The sequence below is a fragment of the Actinocatenispora rupis genome (assembly GCF_016861975.1).
GTDB lineage: Bacteria > Actinomycetota > Actinomycetes > Mycobacteriales > Micromonosporaceae > Actinocatenispora > Actinocatenispora rupis.
On the sequence record NZ_BOMB01000001.1, the window covers coordinates 334,914 to 351,976 of the forward strand.

A 17,063-nucleotide genomic window follows, 5' to 3' on the forward strand; every position below is an offset into this window, starting at 1 on the left:
CAACGTCGCCGATGGCGAACGTCACGCGGCCGGGCGCCGGCCGGCGACTACTCCGGCAGTACGGCGGAGCTTGCGCGCCCGGCCGGCACCGGCCCCCGCGTACGCGTGGCGAACAGCAGCGCCAGCGCCGCCAGCCACACCGCCGCCGACCCCGCCATGTGCAGGCCGACCAGCAGTACCGGCAGGTGCGTGAAGTACTGGACGAAGCCGATGGCGCCCTGGCCGAGTTCGAGGCCGACCAGTACCAGCGCGGCCCGGCGTACCGGATGCGGTGCGTCGGTGGCGCGGAACGCGAACCAGGCCGCGACGGAGGCGCCGATCAGCAGCATCACCGCGTCGGCGTGCAGCTGGGCGATCATGCCCGGGTCCAGCCCGGTGCGCTTGGCGTGCTGGTCGCCGGCGTGCGGCCCGGACCCGGTGACGACGGTACCGATGGTCAGGACGACCACGGTCAGCCCGGCGAGCCCGGCGGTCAGTGGCCGCAGTGGCGGCCGGACCACGGAACGCGCCGGCTCGTCGCCCTCCCGCGTCCGTTTCCACAGCGCGTACGACGCCGCGATGATCAGCACGGTGAACAGGAAGTGCGCGGCCACCACGTACGGGTTGAGCTTGGTCAGCACGGTGAGGCCGCCGATGACCGCCTGTGCCGGGATGGTCAGGCCGTTGACGAACGACAGCCAGACGACCGAGCGGCGCCGGCGCACCGCGAACACCGCCGCGAGGAACGTCAGCGTGACGACCACGGCCACGACGAACGTCAACAGACGGTTACCGAACTCGATGTATCCGTGGAATCCGTACGCCGGGGTGTTGTGGTACGAGGAGTCGGTGCACTTCGGCCAGGTGGGGCAGCCGAGGCCGGATCCGGTCAGCCGGACCGCACCGCCGGTGACCACGAGGAGCACGTTGACCACCACGGAGGACAGCGCCAGTCGACGTACGGTCGCGTCGGAGGCGCGCAGGCGATCCAGATTCACCACGGCAGCGTAGACGAGCACGTTCTACGTCCCGTAGAGGGGGCGACTCAGGCAAGGCTAGGCTCAGTGTCTGGTTTCACTACGGGACGTGTTTGCGCCGGGTCCCGGAAATACGTCACACTGATGTTGTGAAAAACGCGGCCAAGGCGACCCCGCACGCCGGGGCGTTCGCGGTCGGCTCCGCAGGGACCGGCCCGGACGCGCCTGCGCGTGACGGCCGCACCCGCGACGCGGTCACCCAGCTGCTGCTGGAGCGCGGCGCGCTGACCGCGGCCGAGCTGGGCGAGGAGCTGGGTGTCAGCCCGGCCGCCATCCGCCGCCACCTGGACGCGATGCTCGCCGACGGCCTCGTCGCCGACCGGGACCGCGTGGTCCGCGGCCGCCGCGGGCGTGGCCGGCCGGCCCGGGAGTTCGTGCTCACCGAGTCCGGCCGCGGCAGCTGCGGCCCGCACACGTACGACGACCTCGCGGCCGCGGCGCTGCGGTGGATCTCCGCGTCGGGCGGCCCCGACGCGGTGTCGGCGTTCGTGTCCGCGCAGGTCGAGGCGCTGGAGGGGCGGTGCCGGGCGGCCATGGAGGACGCCGGCGACGACCCGCTGGCCCGGGCCGAGGCGCTGGCCCGCGCGCTGTCCGCGGAGGGCTACGCGGCGAGCGCGTCCGCGCTGGCCGCCGGCGGCCAGCTGTGCCAGCACCACTGCCCGGTGGCGCACGTGGCCGCCGAGTTCCCGCAGCTGTGCGAGGCGGAGACGCAGGTGATCAGCCGGCTGGTCGGCACGCACGTGCAGCGGCTGGCGACCATCGCCAACGGCGACGGCGTGTGCACCACGTACATTCCCGACCCGAGCCACATTCCGGGTCCGCGGCGGTTGCCCACGCCCGCGGACCGTACGGCGGGCGCCGAGCCCGTTGCTGGTGGTACCCCGTTGAACCGTGTGGAGCACGGGACGGCGGACCGTAAACAGGATGATCCGAATCCGGTGAGGATGCGATGACGGCAGAGACGACCAACCAGACACCGGTCGAGGTGCTCGACCCGATCGCCGCGCAGGCGGAGGAGTTGGAGCGGATCGGCCGCTACCAGTACGGCTGGGCCGACCCCGACGTGGCCGGTGCCTCGGCGAAGCGTGGCCTGTCGGAGGCCGTCGTCCGGGACATCTCGGCCAAGAAGGACGAGCCGGAGTGGATGCTCAAGCGCCGGCTCAAGGGGCTGAAGCTGTTCGACCGCAAGCCGATGCCGAACTGGGGCGCCGACCTGTCGGACATCGACTTCGACAACATCAAGTACTTCGTCCGGTCGACCGAGAAGCAGGCGACGAGCTGGGACGAGCTGCCCGAGGACATCAAGAACACGTACGACAAGCTCGGCATCCCGGAGGCGGAGAAGCAGCGCCTGATCGCCGGCGTGGCCGCGCAGTACGAGTCGGAGGTCGTGTACCACAAGATCCGGGAGGACCTGGAGGAGCAGGGCGTCATCTTCCTGGACACCGACACCGGTCTCAGGGAGCACCCGGAGCTGTTCGAGGAGTACTTCGGGACGGTCATCCCGTCCGGTGACAACAAGTTCGCCGCGCTCAACACGGCGGTGTGGTCCGGCGGGTCGTTCATCTACGTGCCGAAGGGCGTGCACGTCGAGATCCCGCTGCAGGCGTACTTCCGGATCAACACCGAGAACATGGGCCAGTTCGAGCGGACGCTGATCATCGTCGACGAGGACGCGTACGTCCACTACGTCGAGGGCTGCACGGCGCCGATCTACCAGTCCGACTCGCTGCACTCGGCGGTCGTGGAGATCGTCGTGAAGAAGGGCGCCCGCTGCCGCTACACGACCATCCAGAACTGGTCGGTCAACGTCTACAACCTGGTCACCAAGCGCGCGACCTGCGAGGCCGGCGCGACCATGGAGTGGATCGACGGCAACCTCGGCTCCAAGGTCACCATGAAGTACCCGTCGGTGTACATGCTGGGCGAGCACGCCAAGGGCGAGGTGCTGAGCGTGGCGATGGCCGGCGAGGGCCAGCACCAGGACGCCGGCGCGAAGATGGTGCACCAGGCGCCGAACACGTCCTCGACGATCATCTCGAAGTCGATCGCGCGTGGCGGCGGCCGCACGTCGTACCGGGGGCTGGTGCAGGTGCTGGAGGGCGCCGAGCACTCGAAGTCGACGGTGAAGTGCGACGCGCTGCTGGTCGACACGGTCTCCCGCTCCGACACGTACCCGTACGTGGACGTGCGCGAGGACGACGTGCAGATGGGCCACGAGGCGACCGTCTCGAAGATCTCCGACGACCAGCTCTTCTACCTGATGAGCCGGGGCATGACGGAGGACGAGGCGATGGCCATGATCGTCCGCGGCTTCATCGAGCCCATCGCCAAGGAGCTGCCGATGGAGTACGCGCTGGAGCTGAACCGGCTGATCGAGCTGCAGATGGAGGGCGCGGTCGGCTGACCCGCGCCGGCCGCCCGGTGCGCCGGCCCCCGCGTCGGCGTACCGCCGGTGCAGGGCGCCGGACGGGCGGCGGTGTGCCCAGACCATGCGCGAAACGTTGGAGTACAAGGAGATTGCTCGCACGATGACGACTGACGCACCCGTCGTGTCCAAGCCCCACAGCCATGGGGGCGACGCGGCGGCCGCCACGAAACCGGCGGAGACCAAGGCACAGGCGCTGCGCTCGTACGACGTGGCGGACTTCCCGGCGCTGACCGGGCGCGAGGAGGAGTGGCGGTTCACGCCGCTGAAGAGGCTGCGCGGGTTGCAGGACGGCAGCTTCACCGCCGACGGCACCCCGCCGCGCCACGAGTACGGCGAGCTGCCGGCCGGGGTGACCGTGCGGACGGGCGACGACCCGCGCAAGGGCTCGGTGCTGGTGCCGTTCGACCGGATCAGCGCGCTGGCGTACGGGCGGTCGGCGGGGGCGCTGACCGTCGAGGTGGCCCGCGAGGCGGTCGTGGCGGAGCCGGTGACGGTCCGGGTCGTCGGCCAGGGCGCCGAGGGTGCGAACTTCGGCCACACCGTGATCGCGGTGGGCGAGCTGGCCGAGGTCACCGTCGTGCTCGACCACGTCGGCAGCACCACGCTGGCCGACAACGTCGAGGTCATCGTCGGCGACGGCGCGAAGCTCACGCTGGTGACGGTGGCCGACTGGGCGCCGGACGCCGTCCAGGTCCAGCACCAGAAGGTACGGCTGGGCCGCGACTCCCGCGCCACCCATGTCGCGGTGAACCTCGGCGGCGACCTCGTCCGGCAGTACGTGTCGGTCGAGTACGGCGGGCCCGGCGGCGAGGTCGAGGCGTACGGGGTGTACTTCGCGGACGGCGGCCAGCACCTGGAGCACCGCCAGTTCGTGGACCACGGCGAGCCGGACTGCCGCAGCCGCGTCACGTACCGGGGGGCGCTGCAGGGCGCGGACGCGCACACGGTGTGGGTCGGCGACGTGCTGATCCGGGCCGGCGCCACCGGCACCGACACGTACGAGGTGAACCGGAACCTGCTGCTGACCGACGGCGCGCGCGCCGACTCGGTGCCGAACCTGGAGATCGAGACCGGCGAGATCGTCGGCGCCGGGCACGCGAGCGCGACCGGCCGGTTCGAGGACGAGCACCTGTTCTACCTGATGTCGCGGGGCATCCCGGAGCTGGCGGCGCGCCGGCTGGTGGTGCGCGGCTTCTTCGTGGAGCTGCTGGAGAAGATCCCGGCCGACGAGCTGCGCGAGCGGCTGGCCGCGGCGATCGACGACCGGCTGTCGAAGGCGGGCGCCTGATGGCCGACTACCTGCGCATCTGTGCCGTCGACGAGATCGACAAGGGCACCGCGGTGCACGTCGACATCGACGACGTACCGCTCGCGGTGGTGCACACCGACGACGGCGAGGTGTTCGCCATCCACGACGTGTGCTCGCACGCCGAGGTGCCGCTGAGCGAGGGCGAGATCGAGGGCTGCACGTTGGAGTGCTGGCTGCACGGCTCGCGCTTCGACCTGCGTACCGGTGCGCCGACCGGGCTGCCGGCGACCGAGCCGGTGGCCGTCTACCCGGTCGAGATCCGCGACAACGACATCTACGTGTGCCCCGAGAAGAAGAACTGACGAGGACTGTGACGTGAGCGTTCTGGAGATCCGCGACCTGCACGCGTCGGTGCAGGTGTCCGAGGACGAGCTGAAGCCGATTCTGCACGGCGTCGACCTGACCATCCGGTCCGGCGAGACGCACGCCATCATGGGGCCGAACGGCTCGGGCAAGTCCACCACCGCGTACGCGATCGCGGGCCACCCCAAGTACAAGATCACCAGCGGGAGCGTGACGCTGGACGGCGAGGACGTGCTGTCGATGACCGTCGACGAGCGCGCCCGCGCGGGCCTGTTCCTCGCCATGCAGTACCCGGTGGAGGTGCCGGGCGTGTCGGTGGCGAACTTCCTGCGTACCGCGAAGACCGCGGTGGACGGGGAGGCGCCGAAGCTGCGTACCTGGGTCAAGGAGCTGCGTACCTCGATGGAGAAGCTGGGCATGGACCCGGCCTTCGCCGAGCGCAACGTGAACGAGGGCTTCTCCGGCGGCGAGAAGAAGCGGCACGAGATCGTGCAGCTCGAACTGCTCAAGCCGAAGATGGCGATCCTCGACGAGACCGACTCCGGCCTGGACATCGACGCGCTGCGCGAGGTCAGCCAGGGCATCAACCGGGTCAAGGACGCCGGGTCGACCGGCCTGGTCGTCATCACCCACTACACCCGCATCCTGCGGTACGTGCAGCCCGACTTCGTGCACGTGTTCGTCGGCGGGCGCATCGTGGAGGAGGGCGGCAAGGAGCTGGCCGACGACCTGGAGGCGTCCGGGTACGAGCGGTTCGTCAACGGCAAGGTGGGGGCGTAGCACCATGACCGAGGTGACCAGCGGCCCGCGGACGTCGGGCTGGCAGCCACGGTCCGGCATGCCGCAGTACGCGGACCGGCCGCGGTTCGACGTCGAGAAGGTGCGGGCCGACTTCCCGATCCTGTCCCGCGAGATCGACGGGCATCCGCTGGTCTACCTCGACTCGGCGAACACGTCGCAGAAACCGCGGCCGGTGCTCGACACCCTGACCTCGTTCTACGAGGGGCACAACGCCAACGTGGCCCGCGCCGTGCACACGCTCGGCACCGAGGCGACCGAGGCGTACGAGGGGGCGCGGGCGAAGATCGCGCGGTTCGTGGGCGCGAACGCACCCGGCGAGATCGTCTTCACGAAGAACTCGTCCGAGGCGATGAACCTGGTGGCGTACTCGTTCGGCCACCAGGGCGCAGACGTGGACCCGCGGTTCCGCCTCGGCCCGGGTGACGAGGTGGTGATCTCCGAGATGGAGCACCACTCGAACATCGTGCCGTGGCAGCTGCTGTGCCAGCGTACGGGCGCGACGCTGCGCTGGTTCGGCATCACCGACGAGGGCCGGCTCGACACGAGCGCGCTCGACGAGCTGGTCAACGAGCGCACCAAGATCGTGTCGTACGTGCTGCAGTCGAACATCCTGGGCACGATCAACCCGACGTCGGCGATCGTCGCGCGGGCGCACGAGGTCGGCGCGCTGGTGATGCTGGACGCCTCGCAGGCCGTCCCGCACGGGCCGGTCGACGTGGTCGACCTGGGCGTCGACTTCCTGGCGTTCACCGGGCACAAGATGTGCGGCCCGACCGGCATCGGCGTGCTGTGGGGCCGGGCGGAGCTGCTCGACGCGATGCCGCCGTTCCTGGGCGGCGGCGAGATGATCGAGACGGTCCGCATGGAGGGCTCGACGTTCGCGCCGGCGCCCGCCCGCTTCGAGGCCGGTACGCCGCCGATCGCGCAGGCCGTCGGCCTCGGCGCGGCCGTCGACTACCTCACCTCGCTGGGCATGGACGCGGTCCGCTGGCACGAGAAGGAGATCACCGCGTACGCGCTGGACGCGCTCACGGAGATCCCCGGGCTGACGATCTTCGGCCCGGCCGTACCGGTGGGGCGGGGCGGGACGATCTCGTTCGCGCTGGACGGCGTACACCCGCACGACGTCGGACAGGTGCTCGACGCCGAGGGTGTCGCCGTACGGGTCGGACACGGGTGCGCACGTCCCACCTGTGCCCGGTTCGGCGTGCCCGCGGTCACCCGTGCCTCGTTCTACCTGTACACGACGACCGAGGAGATCGACGCGCTGGTCCGCGGAATCGGCAGCGTGCGGAAGCTGTTCGGATGAGAGGTGGCCGCGCGGCGTCGGGCGATGACGGTCCCGGAGCCGCCGATTCCGATTCCGTGCGGCCGCACGGAGAACCGACTCGATCGAGGATCATGACCGCAGATGCAGCTTGACTCGCTCTACCAGGAGATCATCCTGGACCACTACAAGCACCCGCACGGGCGCGGGCTGCGCGACCCCTTCGAGGCGGAGGCGCACCACGTCAACCCGACCTGCGGTGACGAGATGACCGTCCGGGTACACCTGTCCGGCGAGGGCGACGACGTCCGCGTCGAGGACGTGTCGTACGACGGGATGGGGTGCTCGATCAGCCAGGCGTCCGCGAGCGTGCTGCACGACCTGGTCGCGGGGCACACCCTGACGGACGCGTTCGCGCGGCACGAGGCGTTCAACGAGCTGTTGACCGGTCGTGGCCAGGTCGAGCCGGACGAGGACCTGCTGGAGGACGCCGTGGCATTCGCCGGCGTCGCGCGCTACCCGGCCCGGGTGAAGTGCGCGCTACTGTCCTGGATGGCGTTCAAGGATGCCGCGGCACGGGCGACCGCGGCGAGCGCGGGAGGCACCCCATGACCGAGCAGTACACGCGGACCGTCGATCCGGCCGGCCTGTCCGGCGCGGAGGAGCCGGCGGTCGCCGACACCACGGCGCCCGCCGCCCCGGCGGACCCGCCGGCCACGCCCGCGACCAAGGCGAAGGTCGAGGACGTCGAAGAGGCGATGAAGGACGTCGTCGACCCGGAGCTGGGCATCAACGTCGTCGACCTCGGCCTGGTGTACGGGCTGCACGTGGACGACGACAACGTCGCCACCGTCGACATGACGCTGACCTCGGCGGCCTGCCCGTTGACCGACGTGATCGAGGACCAGGCGCAGCAGGCGCTGTGCTCCGGCCCCGGTGGCGGACTGGTCAACGAGGTGCGGATCAACTGGGTGTGGATGCCGCCGTGGGGTCCTGACAAGATCACCGACGACGGCCGCGAGCAGCTGCGCTCCCTCGGCTTCAACGTCTGAGCGAGTCGTCACCGACGCCCGGGTCCGGCACGGATCCGGGCGTCGTCGTGTCCGCGGTCAGGGCGCCTCGCGGGTCGCCAGGTCGGCCGCGAGGTCGCGGATCCGCGGGTCGAGGTCGGGTGTGGCCAGCGCGAGCGCGGCGAGCGACCCGAGGATCGTCACCGCGCGGGTCTGCGCGGCGCGGCCGGCGGCGACCAGGCGCCAGGCGACCAGTTCCGCCACGTCCCGGCGTACGTCGGGCTCCATCCACGCGGTGGCGACCAGCGCGAGCAGCGCCGCTTCGCTGACCCAGTCCTCCGGCCCGTACGCGAGGTCGACGAGGGTGGCGCGGCGGACCGACCGTGGCCAGGGCTCGTCGACCCGGTGGTGCGCGATGCCGAGGCAGGCCCACGCCTGTACGAGGCGGATCCAGTCGGGCCACACGCCCGGGTCGGCGGTCGGCGGCTCGGGCGGGTGGACGAGCATCCCCAGCAGGTCCGGCAGCGGTACTGCGGCGAGCCGTACGGCCTCGTCGTACGCGGCGGGCAGGTGGCGCCAGCGGTGCACGAGCCCGGTGACCGCGGCGACCGAGTCGGGTCCGGCGGGCGCCGGCACCGGGTGCGCGGTACGCCCGTGGTAGCCCCAGACCCGGCCGAACACGGCCCGTACCGGGGCGACGTCGAGTACCTCGGGGACGGTGTGCCGGGGGTCGGGTGACGGGACGTCGCCGATGGTCACCGCGAGTCCCGGCAGCGCGCGGGCGCAGGCGAGCAGCGCGCTGGGCGGTTCGGGCGCGGACACCGTCAGGTCGATGTGCGCGCCGGCGTCCGGGTCGGCGAGTACCTGGCGCAGCACGGACAGCACCGCCTCGGTCCCGGCCGGCACGTACCCGAGCCAGGGCCGTCCGGCGGACTCGGTGGCGAGCGCCTGGTCGGCGTGCCGCGCCTCGTGCACGTCCCCCGGTACGGTGCGCAGCCGGTCGGCGAGCCCGACCAGGTGGTCGACGTCGGCGTCCCGCCGGTAGCGCAGGGCGGAGCGGACGACGGCGGCGCAGTCGTGGGTGGGGTCGGTGGCGAGGGCACGTTCGGCCCAGTCGATGCCGTCGTCGAGGCGGCCGGCCTCGGCGAGCATCTCCGCCATGTCGGAGTACACGGCGAGGTTGTCGGGGGCGTGGTGGAGGGCGCGCAGCCAGGCCCGTTCGGCGTCGTCGTACCGGCCCTGCGCACGGTACGCGTAGCCGAGCGCGATCGCCGCCTGCTCGGACGGTTCGCGCCGCTCGGCGAGTTCGGCGAGGGTCACGGCGTCGGCGTGGTGGCCGAGCCGCCGGGCCAGGATCGACGCCGCCCACGCCAGCCGCCCCTGCCCCGGGTACGCGTCGACCGCGCCGCGGACGGCGGCCAGCCAGGGCGCGAACGCGGCCCGGTACCCGTCGTCGGCGGGTTCGTCGACCGCGCCGATCAGGACGCCGACCAGCCGGAACCAGTGGTCGGGCGGCAGCCGAGCCGGCAGCGCGGCGTCGGCCAGCCACGGGACGGCGGCCCACGCCCCGGCCGGTTCGTGCCGTTGCGCGAGGGCCAGCAGGTCGAGGGCCGCGGCCGGGTCGCCGGTGGCGGCCAGGGCGTGCGCCCGGGCGACGACAGTACCGACGGTGGTGGGTCCGGCCGGCGCGAACAGGTCCGGGCCGCCGTCCGCTCGCCGCGCCAGCTCCACCACCAGCGCGTACGCGGCGGGCAGGGTGGGGTCGGTGGTGAGTGCGCGGGCCGCGTGGCGGGCGGCGTGCGTCAGGTCGCCGTCGCCGAGCGCGAGCCGGGCCAGGCTCACCTCGCCGTCCGCGGACAGCAGCGGGTCGGCGACCCCGTCCGCACCGCTCACCCGTACCTCCCCGGACAGTTCAGGTGGTGCGGATCTTCGCATACGGCGACGGAGTTCACACGGTGAGGTTCTTGAGCGCCTCGCGTACCGAAAGGGTCGACATCCGGCCGCGGTGCGCGGCGACGTAGCGGCGGACCGCGCCCGGGTCGGTCTTCGCGTACTCCCGCAGCGCCCAGCCGATCGCCTTGCGTACGAAGAAGTCGGGGTGGTTGGACTGCTCGGTGCAGTACCGGAAGAGGCGCTCGGCGTCGGTGTTCTCGCGGAAGTGGAGCTGGTGCAGGACCGCGCTGCGCACCAGCCACGCGTTGCTGTCGAGCGCCCAGTCGTCCATGTCCGCGGCGAGTTTCGGGTGCCGGGCGACGAGGCCGCCGACGACGTGCGCGGCGAGCGGATCGACCGTGTCCCACCAGGACTTGGCGGTGATCAGCTCGGCGGCGGTACCGAGGAACGCCGGTGAGCAGAGCCGCACGTACCGGCGCAGGTAGCCGCACGCGAAGTACTGGTACTCGCGTTCCGGCAGGGCCCAGCAGGCGAGCGCGACCGCGCGCAGGTCGGCCTCGGTGGGGCGGGGGAGCGTGGCGACGGCCTGCCGGGCGAGCAGCCGCTGTCGTGGCGCCGGAATCCCCAGGAACGGGAACGCGTCACGCATGTAGCTCGACATGGCGCGGGCCCGGGCGGCGTTGCGCGCCGGCTCGTACGCCCCGGCGAGCCGGTCGAGCACGAGCCGCGGCACGTCCGGCTCGGCTGCGCTGTCCGCCACGCCCCTAGCATTGCGTACGCTGCCCGGGCAGGGTGCTGGATCGCCGGATCGGGGGAGTACGCGATGGCGGGGACGCGACCGGCCGCGGGCGGTGGCCGGTGGGTGTCGGTGCCGCCGGAGCGGATCGCGCGCTGGCTGGCCGGGTTCGGCGAGCGGCACGGCGCCACCACCGCGGAGCGTACGGCGGGCGGCCTGCTCGTCGCCGCCGCGGACGGTGCGACCGCCGACTGCCACCTCCCGTTCGGCTGGCCCGCCGCCAATCACGGTACGGAGCCGGCCGACGCGCTGGCCGCGGCCGCGGCGTACCGGTGGCGGGTGGGGGTGCTGTTGATCCGGCGCGGCGCGCACGCGGTGGGTGTCGCGGACGGCGCGGACCTCGCCGCGTCCAAAGTGGACACCCGGTACGTGCAGGGGCGTACCGCCGCGGGTGGCTGGTCGCAGCAGCGTTTCGCGCGCCGCCGGGACAAGCAGACCCGGGAGTCGACCGACTCGGCCGCCGACCACGCCGCCCGGGTACTGCTGCCGGCCGTGGCGACGCTGACCGGCCTGGTCACCGGGGGAGACCGGGCCATGACCGCCGCCGTACTCGACGACCGCCGGCTGGCCCCGCTGCGCGAGCTGCCGCGCGTCGAGTTGCCCGACGTACCGGAGCCGCGGCACGCGACGCTCGTCGAAGCGGCGCGCCGGTACCGCGAGGTCCGGATCCTGGTCCGCGAGCCGTGACCCCGGCCGCCCGTCAGGAGAACGTGCGGCAGGACTTCGGGTCGCCGGTCTCGTAGCCGGTGGTGAACCAGTGCCGGCGCTGCTCGCCCGAGCCGTGCGTCCACGTCTCCTGGTCGATGTCCGCACCCGCCTTGCGCTGGATGGTGTCGTCGCCGACCGACTGCGCCGCGGTGAGCGCCTGGTCGATGTCCGTCGCGGACACGCCGGTGAACAGTGCGTTGCCCTTCTCGTCGGTCGTCTGCGCGGCGTGCTTCGCCCACACCCCGGCGAAGCAGTCGGCCTGCAGCTCCAACGCCACCGAGTACCGGTTGGCGTTGCCCGGGTCGCGTTGCTGCGCCTCGCGTACCTTGCGCTCGGTGCCGAGCAACGACTGCACGTGGTGCCCGTACTCGTGCGCCAGCACGTACGCCTGGGCGAACTGGCCGGGTGCGCCGAACTGCCTGCCGGCGAGCTGGTCGTAGAAGGTGAGGTCGATGTAGACGGCGCCGTCGGCCGGGCAGTAGAACGGGCCGACGCCGGAGTCCGCGCGCCCGCACCCGGTCTGCACCACCTGCGAGAAGTACCGCGTCGGCGCCGTCCGGTACGTGGCGCCGAAGGTCTGCGGCAACGCCTGTCGCCAGTACGCCTGGACGGAGTTCACGTAGAGGACGTTGCGGCAGTCGGTGCGCTCGAAGCGGTCCGGGTTGGCGGTCGAGCAGGTCCGGCCGAGGTCCGTACCCGTCTGCGAACCGCCGCCGAGGCCGAGGTGACCGGTGCCACCGAGGACCCCGAGTACGACCACGACCAGGAGTCCGACGATGCCGCCGCCGGCGGTGAGCCCGCCACCGGGCAGCCAGCCGAACGATCCGCCACCGCCGCCGCCCGAGCCGCGCAGATCCTGCACCTGGCTGGTGTCGAGGTCCGCGTCGTCGTTGATCCCCATGGCCTCAAGACCTTACTGGGCGGCCCCGGCGGGGTTGCCGTAAATCACTGGCAGGTGCCGCGGGACGCTCCGGTACACTTGCCGCGTGCTCCTCTGCGAAGACTGACCCGCACCGCACCGACCGTGACACGTCCGGCCGGTGCATTTTCGTGCCCTGGTCAGTCCCCTTTCCCCCGAGAGTGAGCGTTTGAGCGATGATCACCGTCAACGGCCTGGAACTGCGCGCCGGTTCCCGCATCCTGCTGTCCGACACGACGCTGCGGGTGCAGCCCGGTGACCGGATCGGCCTGGTCGGCCGCAACGGCGCCGGCAAGACCACCACGCTGAAGGTCCTCGCCGGCGAGGGCCAGCCGTACGCGGGATCCGTCGACAGCCGCGGCCCCGTCGGCTACCTGCCGCAGGACCCGCGTACCGGGGACCTCGACGTCACCGGGCGCGACCGGGTGCTGTCCGCCCGCGGCCTGGACACCCTGATGGCCGAGATGGACAAGCTGCAGACCGCGCTGGCCGAGACGGCCGACGACGCGAAGCGCGACAAGCTCGTCCGGCGGTACGGCAACCTGGAGGACCGGTTCGCCGCCCTCGGTGGGTACGCGGCGGAGGCCGACGCGGCCCGGATCTGCGCGAACCTGTCGCTGCCGGACCGCGCCCTCGCCCAGCCGCTGCGGACGCTGTCCGGTGGTCAGCGGCGGCGGATCGAGCTGGCCCGGATCCTGTTCTCCGAGGGCGCCGACAACGGCGTGCTGCTGCTCGACGAGCCGACCAACCACCTCGACGCCGACTCGATCACCTGGCTGCGCGGCTTCCTGTCCGGCCACAAGGGCGGCCTGATCGTGATCAGCCACGACGTCGAGTTGCTCGCCGACGTCGTCAACAAGGTGTGGTACCTGGACGCCAACCGCTCCGTGGTCGACGCGTACAACATGGGGTGGAAGAAGTACCAGGAGCAGCGGGAGACCGACGAGCGGCGGCGGCGTCGCGAGCGGGCGAACGCCGAGCGCAAGGCGGGCGCGCTCCAGGCGCAGGCGGCGAAGCTGGGTGCCAAGGCCACCAAGGCGACCGCCGCGCAGAACATGGCGCGCCGCGCGGAGAAGCTGATCGCCGGGCTGGACGAGGTCCGGGTCTCGGACAAGGTCGCGAAGGTGCGCTTCCCGGAGCCGGCGCCGTGCGGGAAGGTCCCGCTGACCGCCCGCGGCCTGTCCAAGTCGTACGGGTCGCTGGAGGTGTTCGTCGACGTCGACGTGAACGTCGACCGCGGCTCGCGGGTGGTCATCCTCGGTCTCAACGGTGCGGGCAAGACGACGCTGCTGCGCCTGATCGGCGGGTCCGAGCAGCCCGACACCGGCGAGCTGGTGCCCGGCCACGGCCTGCGCATCGGGTACTACGCGCAGGAGCACGAGACGCTCGACGTGGACCGTACGGTGCTGGATCACATGCGCAGCGCCGATTCGGAGAACGGCGGGAAGCAGACCGACACCGAGCTGCGGAAGATCCTCGGCGCGTTCCTGTTCTCCGGCGACGACGTCGACAAGCCCGCCGGCGTACTCTCCGGCGGCGAGAAGACCCGGCTGGCGCTGGCGCAGCTCGTCACGTCCGGGGCGAACGTGCTGCTCCTCGACGAGCCGACGAACAACCTCGACCCGGTCAGCCGAGAGCAGGTGCTCGACGCGATCGCCCGGTTCCCCGGCGCGATCGTGCTGGTCACCCACGACCCGGGCGCGGTGCAGGCGCTCCGCCCGGACCGGGCGATCCTGCTGCCGGACGGCGACGAGGACGCCTGGAGCGACGACCTGCTCGAACTCGTCGAGCTGGCCTGACCCCGCCGCCCTGGTACGTCAGAGCGTCAGCTTGAAGCCGACGTGGCTGGCGGTGAAGCCGAGCCGGGTGTAGAAGCGGTGCGCGTCGGTACGGCTGGCGTTCGAGCTGAGTTGCACCAGGTGGCAGCCGCGTTCGCGGGCCGTGTCGACGGCCCACCGCACCAGTGCGGTACCGAGGCCGCCGCCGCGGTGCGACCGGGCGACGCGTACGGCTTCGATCTGGGCGCGCCAGGCGCCGCGGTGCGACAGCCCCGGCAGGTACGTCAGCTGCAGCGTGCCGACCAGCTCGCCGCCGACCTCCGCGACCGCCAGGTACTGGTTCGGGTCGGCGTCGATCGCGGTGAACGCGGCGAGGTACGGCGCGGGGTCGTCGGGCGCCTCGCGGGTCGCGCCGAGCGGGTCGTCGGCGAGCATCGCGACGATCGCGGCGACGTCGGCCCGGTGCGCCTGCCGTACGGTGAGCGGCTCGGTCATGCGGTTCCCTCCACAGTGGACGGTCGGGTGGCCAGTGCCCAGCGGGTCACCGGTACGAGCGCGGCGCCGGCGACCGCGAACATCGCGCCGAGCAGCAGCCAGCCCGGCAACCCGAACCGGATCGCCGTACCGGTGGTCAGCGCCGGCGCGATCATCGACGCCGCGGCGAAGCCCGAGTTGTACAACCCCTGGTAGGCGCCGGGGGCCGCGGGGTCGGCGAGTTCGTAGCTGAGCGCCCAGCCGGCCGCCGACGACAGCATCTCGGCGACCGCCTGGATCACCGCGGCGCCGACCAGGACCACGACGGCCCACACCGGGCCGAGCCCGTGCGCCAGCCCGAACACGACGCACGCGGCGGCGAGCAGCAGCCCGGACCGGCGGGCGACCCGTGCGGCCGGCGCCGGCCGGTCGATGCCGCGGGTGGCGCGGACCTGGAAAAGTACGATCAGGACGGTGTTGGTGAGCATGATCGCCGAGACGACCGCGGCCGGCGCCTTCGTGTGCCCCACCACCCACAACGGCACCGTCACGTCGATCAGGCTGAACTGGATCGCCAGGACGCCGTTCAGCGCGGTGATCGCCAGGAACGCCGGATCGCTCAGGGCGCCGAACCGGCGGGCCGGCTTCGGGCGGTCCGCACCGCGCGCGGGAGTACCGGCGGGGAGGCCGCGCAGCAGCAGCGCGGTGACCACGAACGTCGCCGCGTCGACCGCGATGAGCGTCAGGTAGCCGGTCCGGGTGTCGATCTGCAGCGCGAACGCGGCGAGTGCGGACCCGGCACCGATCCCCACGTTCGTCACCGCCCGCAGGTACGCCCGGCCGCGGACCCGGCTCTCCGCCGGCAGCGCCGTCGCCAGCAGCGCGTTCTTCACCGCGCGGCCGCCCGCGTCGAGCATCGTCACCAGGCACGCCACCACCAGGAACGCCGGGAACGAGCCGACCAGCGCGTAGCAGAGCAGCCCGACCGCCTGCGCCAGGTACAGCACGGCGAGCATCCGGCGGGCGCCGAGCCGGTCCGCGAGCTGCCCCAGCGGCATGCCCGCGGCCACCCCGCAGGCGCCCGCGATCGTCAGCCCCAACCCGACCTGTACCGCGGACAGCCCCACCGAACGGGTGAAGAACACCGCGCTCGTGGTCATGAACAGCCCGTTGCCGAGCGTGTTGACCAGCGTCTGCACGGCCAGCCGCCGGGTCACCCGGTCGTCGGGCAGCAACCCGACCAACCTGGTACGCAGGGTCACGGTCGCGGGGGTGTCCGGGGGCGCGGTGGTCATGCCTCCAGCCCACCCAGCGCCGCGCGGAGCGGCAATGCATTTAGTCTGGTGCCTAATGTTGCAGCTTCGACTGGGTGTGACCGATCTCGCGGCGATGTGGTTCGCGTACTCGCCGGTCCAGGAGACCGTGTTCAGCATCCGCGCTCTCGTCCTGCCCGGCGTGTACGCGCCGCGGCTGCCCTGGCACGACGACGTCGCCGACCGGCTCAATCCCGAGGACGTCGAGCTGCTGTACGCGATGATGCCGCCGCGCCGGTGGCTGCCCGACTTCCTCACCCCGCGCCCGCGCGCGACGGCGCCGCGCTTCGCCGACGAACTCGCCACCATCCGCGCCACCCCGGGCGCCGTCGCCTGGCACGACATCCTCGCCGCGTACGGTCCGCACCGGCTGCCACCCGTACTCGACGGCGGCGCCGAACACCCCGACGCGCTGACCGACCGGATCGCCACCGTCCTCGACCGCTACTGGCGCCGCTGCGTACGGCCGTGGTGGCCGCGGCTTCGGGCGGTCCTCGACGCCGACATCGTCTACCGGAGCCGGCGCCTCGCCGCCGGTGGCGCCCAGGCACTCTTCGCCGACCTGCACGAACGGGTGTCCTGGTCGGACGGCGTCCTCACGGTCCGGCAGTCCAGCCGGCCGGAGCGGCACACCGTGGCCGTCGACGGACGCGGGCTGCCGCTGGTACCGAGCGTGTTCGCCCGCGGCGCGATGACGGTCATCGACCCGCACGGTCCACCGGTCATCTCGTACCCGGCGCGCGGCCGGTCGACGCTGTGGGAGTCCGCGGAACCGCCCACCGAGGCGGCCCTGGCCAAGCTGATCGGCGCGCCCCGGGCCCGGCTGCTCGCCCTGCTCGAACACCCCGCCAGCACCACCGAACTCGCGTACCGGCTGGGGATCACGGCCGCTGCGGTCAGCCAGCAACTCGCCGTCCTGTACGCGGCGGGCCTGCTCACCCGTGCCCGCAGCGGCCGCGCCGTCCTGTACGCCCGCAGCGCCCTCGGCGACCGTCTCGCCGCCCCTCTCGTACCCGAGATCCCGCGCCGTTGAGCCGATCCGGCG

Annotated in this window: 16 protein-coding genes and 1 pseudogene; 11 read left to right on the forward strand and 6 right to left on the reverse strand. The window is 72.5% G+C overall.

Going from position 1 to position 17,063, the window contains the following annotated elements; translation table 11 throughout:
- Positions 1 to 47: 47 nt before the first annotated feature.
- Positions 48 to 977 (reverse strand): COX15/CtaA family protein, encoded by a 930-nt coding sequence (locus Aru02nite_RS01490; protein ID WP_203654225.1) that lies wholly within the window; start codon positions 975 to 977, stop codon positions 48 to 50.
- 128 nt (positions 978 to 1,105) lie between these two features.
- On the opposite strand from Aru02nite_RS01490, the pseudogene Aru02nite_RS01495 reads away from it, so the two are divergent.
- The 8 genes and pseudogenes from Aru02nite_RS01495 to Aru02nite_RS01530 form a co-directional block, all read left to right on the forward strand.
- Positions 1,106 to 1,852, forward strand: a pseudogene (locus Aru02nite_RS01495) (helix-turn-helix transcriptional regulator); the annotation flags it as partial.
- A gap of 113 nt (positions 1,853 to 1,965) precedes the next feature.
- Positions 1,966 to 3,423, forward strand: a complete 1,458-nt coding sequence (gene sufB / locus Aru02nite_RS01500; RefSeq protein ID WP_203654228.1) for a Fe-S cluster assembly protein SufB — start codon at positions 1,966 to 1,968, stop codon at positions 3,421 to 3,423.
- A gap of 124 nt (positions 3,424 to 3,547) precedes the next feature.
- Positions 3,548 to 4,735, forward strand: coding sequence for a Fe-S cluster assembly protein SufD (sufD, locus tag Aru02nite_RS01505; RefSeq protein ID WP_203654229.1), 1,188 nt, complete (start codon positions 3,548 to 3,550; stop codon positions 4,733 to 4,735).
- Positions 4,735 to 5,058 (forward strand): non-heme iron oxygenase ferredoxin subunit, encoded by a 324-nt coding sequence (locus Aru02nite_RS01510; RefSeq protein WP_203654230.1) that lies wholly within the window; start codon positions 4,735 to 4,737, stop codon positions 5,056 to 5,058. Before sufD ends, Aru02nite_RS01510 begins: the two co-directional genes overlap by 1 nt.
- A gap of 13 nt (positions 5,059 to 5,071) precedes the next feature.
- Positions 5,072 to 5,839 (forward strand): Fe-S cluster assembly ATPase SufC, encoded by a 768-nt coding sequence (gene sufC / locus Aru02nite_RS01515; protein WP_203654231.1) that lies wholly within the window; start codon positions 5,072 to 5,074, stop codon positions 5,837 to 5,839.
- A 4-nt stretch (positions 5,840 to 5,843) separates the two neighbouring features.
- Positions 5,844 to 7,169, forward strand: a complete 1,326-nt coding sequence (locus tag Aru02nite_RS01520; RefSeq protein WP_203654232.1) for a cysteine desulfurase — start codon at positions 5,844 to 5,846, stop codon at positions 7,167 to 7,169.
- A gap of 102 nt (positions 7,170 to 7,271) precedes the next feature.
- Entirely contained in the window at positions 7,272 to 7,739 is a 468-nt protein-coding gene (gene sufU, locus Aru02nite_RS01525) for a Fe-S cluster assembly sulfur transfer protein SufU (RefSeq protein ID WP_203654233.1), read from the forward strand.
- The gene (locus Aru02nite_RS01530) at positions 7,736 to 8,179 is read left to right on the forward strand and encodes a metal-sulfur cluster assembly factor (RefSeq protein ID WP_203654234.1); all 444 of its coding nucleotides are present in this window, start codon (positions 7,736 to 7,738) and stop codon (positions 8,177 to 8,179) included. Before sufU ends, Aru02nite_RS01530 begins: the two co-directional genes overlap by 4 nt.
- 57 nt (positions 8,180 to 8,236) lie before the next feature.
- On the opposite strand, the gene Aru02nite_RS01535 is transcribed toward Aru02nite_RS01530, so the two are convergent.
- Both Aru02nite_RS01535 and Aru02nite_RS01540 read right to left on the reverse strand, forming a co-directional pair.
- A complete protein-coding gene (locus tag Aru02nite_RS01535; protein WP_203654236.1) occupies positions 8,237 to 10,030 on the reverse strand; it encodes a tetratricopeptide repeat protein in 1,794 nt (597 codons plus the stop codon).
- Between the two features lie 55 nt (positions 10,031 to 10,085).
- Entirely contained in the window at positions 10,086 to 10,790 is a 705-nt protein-coding gene (locus Aru02nite_RS01540) for a DNA alkylation repair protein (protein ID WP_239076268.1), read from the reverse strand.
- A gap of 63 nt (positions 10,791 to 10,853) precedes the next feature.
- On the opposite strand from Aru02nite_RS01540, the gene Aru02nite_RS01545 reads away from it, so the two are divergent.
- Positions 10,854 to 11,513, forward strand: a complete 660-nt coding sequence (locus tag Aru02nite_RS01545) for an acVLRF1 family peptidyl-tRNA hydrolase (protein WP_239076269.1) — start codon at positions 10,854 to 10,856, stop codon at positions 11,511 to 11,513.
- A 13-nt stretch (positions 11,514 to 11,526) separates the two neighbouring features.
- Here the strand turns inward: Aru02nite_RS01545 and ypfJ are convergent, their stop codons facing one another.
- The gene (ypfJ, locus tag Aru02nite_RS01550) at positions 11,527 to 12,435 is read right to left on the reverse strand and encodes a KPN_02809 family neutral zinc metallopeptidase (protein ID WP_203654237.1); all 909 of its coding nucleotides are present in this window, start codon (positions 12,433 to 12,435) and stop codon (positions 11,527 to 11,529) included.
- 194 nt (positions 12,436 to 12,629) lie between these two features.
- On the opposite strand from ypfJ, the gene Aru02nite_RS01555 reads away from it, so the two are divergent.
- Positions 12,630 to 14,252, forward strand: coding sequence for an ABC-F family ATP-binding cassette domain-containing protein (locus Aru02nite_RS01555; protein ID WP_203654238.1), 1,623 nt, complete (start codon positions 12,630 to 12,632; stop codon positions 14,250 to 14,252).
- A gap of 18 nt (positions 14,253 to 14,270) precedes the next feature.
- Here Aru02nite_RS01555 and Aru02nite_RS01560 read toward each other — a convergent pair whose 3' ends face one another.
- Together Aru02nite_RS01560 and Aru02nite_RS01565 are read right to left on the reverse strand one after the other, a co-directional pair.
- Positions 14,271 to 14,726: a GNAT family N-acetyltransferase gene (locus Aru02nite_RS01560; RefSeq protein WP_203654239.1), complete on the reverse strand. Its 456-nt coding sequence runs from the start codon at positions 14,724 to 14,726 to the stop codon at positions 14,271 to 14,273.
- Positions 14,723 to 16,000 carry an MFS transporter gene (locus Aru02nite_RS01565; protein WP_203654240.1) on the reverse strand — a complete coding sequence of 426 codons (1,278 nt, stop codon included), beginning with the start codon at positions 15,998 to 16,000 and terminating at the stop codon, positions 14,723 to 14,725. Before Aru02nite_RS01565 ends, Aru02nite_RS01560 begins: the two co-directional genes overlap by 4 nt.
- Positions 16,001 to 16,055: 55 nt before the next feature.
- Here Aru02nite_RS01565 and Aru02nite_RS01570 point away from each other — a divergent pair, with 55 nt between their 5' ends.
- Positions 16,056 to 17,051, forward strand: coding sequence for an ArsR/SmtB family transcription factor (locus tag Aru02nite_RS01570; RefSeq protein ID WP_203654241.1), 996 nt, complete (start codon positions 16,056 to 16,058; stop codon positions 17,049 to 17,051).
- Positions 17,052 to 17,063 lie beyond the last annotated feature (12 nt).

Excerpts from the sequence above, each read along its gene's own strand:
- sufB (WP_203654228.1), top strand. The coding sequence starts at position 1,966 with ATGACGGCAGAGACGACCAACCAGACACCGGTCGAGGTGCTCGACCCG.
- sufD (WP_203654229.1), top strand. The coding sequence starts at position 3,548 with ATGACGACTGACGCACCCGTCGTGTCCAAGCCCCACAGCCATGGGGGC.
- Aru02nite_RS01510 (WP_203654230.1), top strand. The coding sequence starts at position 4,735 with ATGGCCGACTACCTGCGCATCTGTGCCGTCGACGAGATCGACAAGGGC.
- Aru02nite_RS01520 (WP_203654232.1), top strand. The coding sequence starts at position 5,844 with ATGACCGAGGTGACCAGCGGCCCGCGGACGTCGGGCTGGCAGCCACGG.
- sufU (WP_203654233.1), top strand. The coding sequence starts at position 7,272 with ATGCAGCTTGACTCGCTCTACCAGGAGATCATCCTGGACCACTACAAG.
- Aru02nite_RS01530 (WP_203654234.1), top strand. The coding sequence starts at position 7,736 with ATGACCGAGCAGTACACGCGGACCGTCGATCCGGCCGGCCTGTCCGGC.
- Aru02nite_RS01545 (WP_239076269.1), top strand. The coding sequence starts at position 10,854 with ATGGCGGGGACGCGACCGGCCGCGGGCGGTGGCCGGTGGGTGTCGGTG.
- ypfJ (WP_203654237.1), bottom strand. The coding sequence starts at position 12,435 with ATGGGGATCAACGACGACGCGGACCTCGACACCAGCCAGGTGCAGGAT.
- Aru02nite_RS01555 (WP_203654238.1), top strand. The coding sequence starts at position 12,630 with ATGATCACCGTCAACGGCCTGGAACTGCGCGCCGGTTCCCGCATCCTG.
- Aru02nite_RS01560 (WP_203654239.1), bottom strand. The coding sequence starts at position 14,726 with ATGACCGAGCCGCTCACCGTACGGCAGGCGCACCGGGCCGACGTCGCC.
- Aru02nite_RS01565 (WP_203654240.1), bottom strand. The coding sequence starts at position 16,000 with ATGACCACCGCGCCCCCGGACACCCCCGCGACCGTGACCCTGCGTACC.
- Aru02nite_RS01570 (WP_203654241.1), top strand. The coding sequence starts at position 16,056 with ATGTTGCAGCTTCGACTGGGTGTGACCGATCTCGCGGCGATGTGGTTC.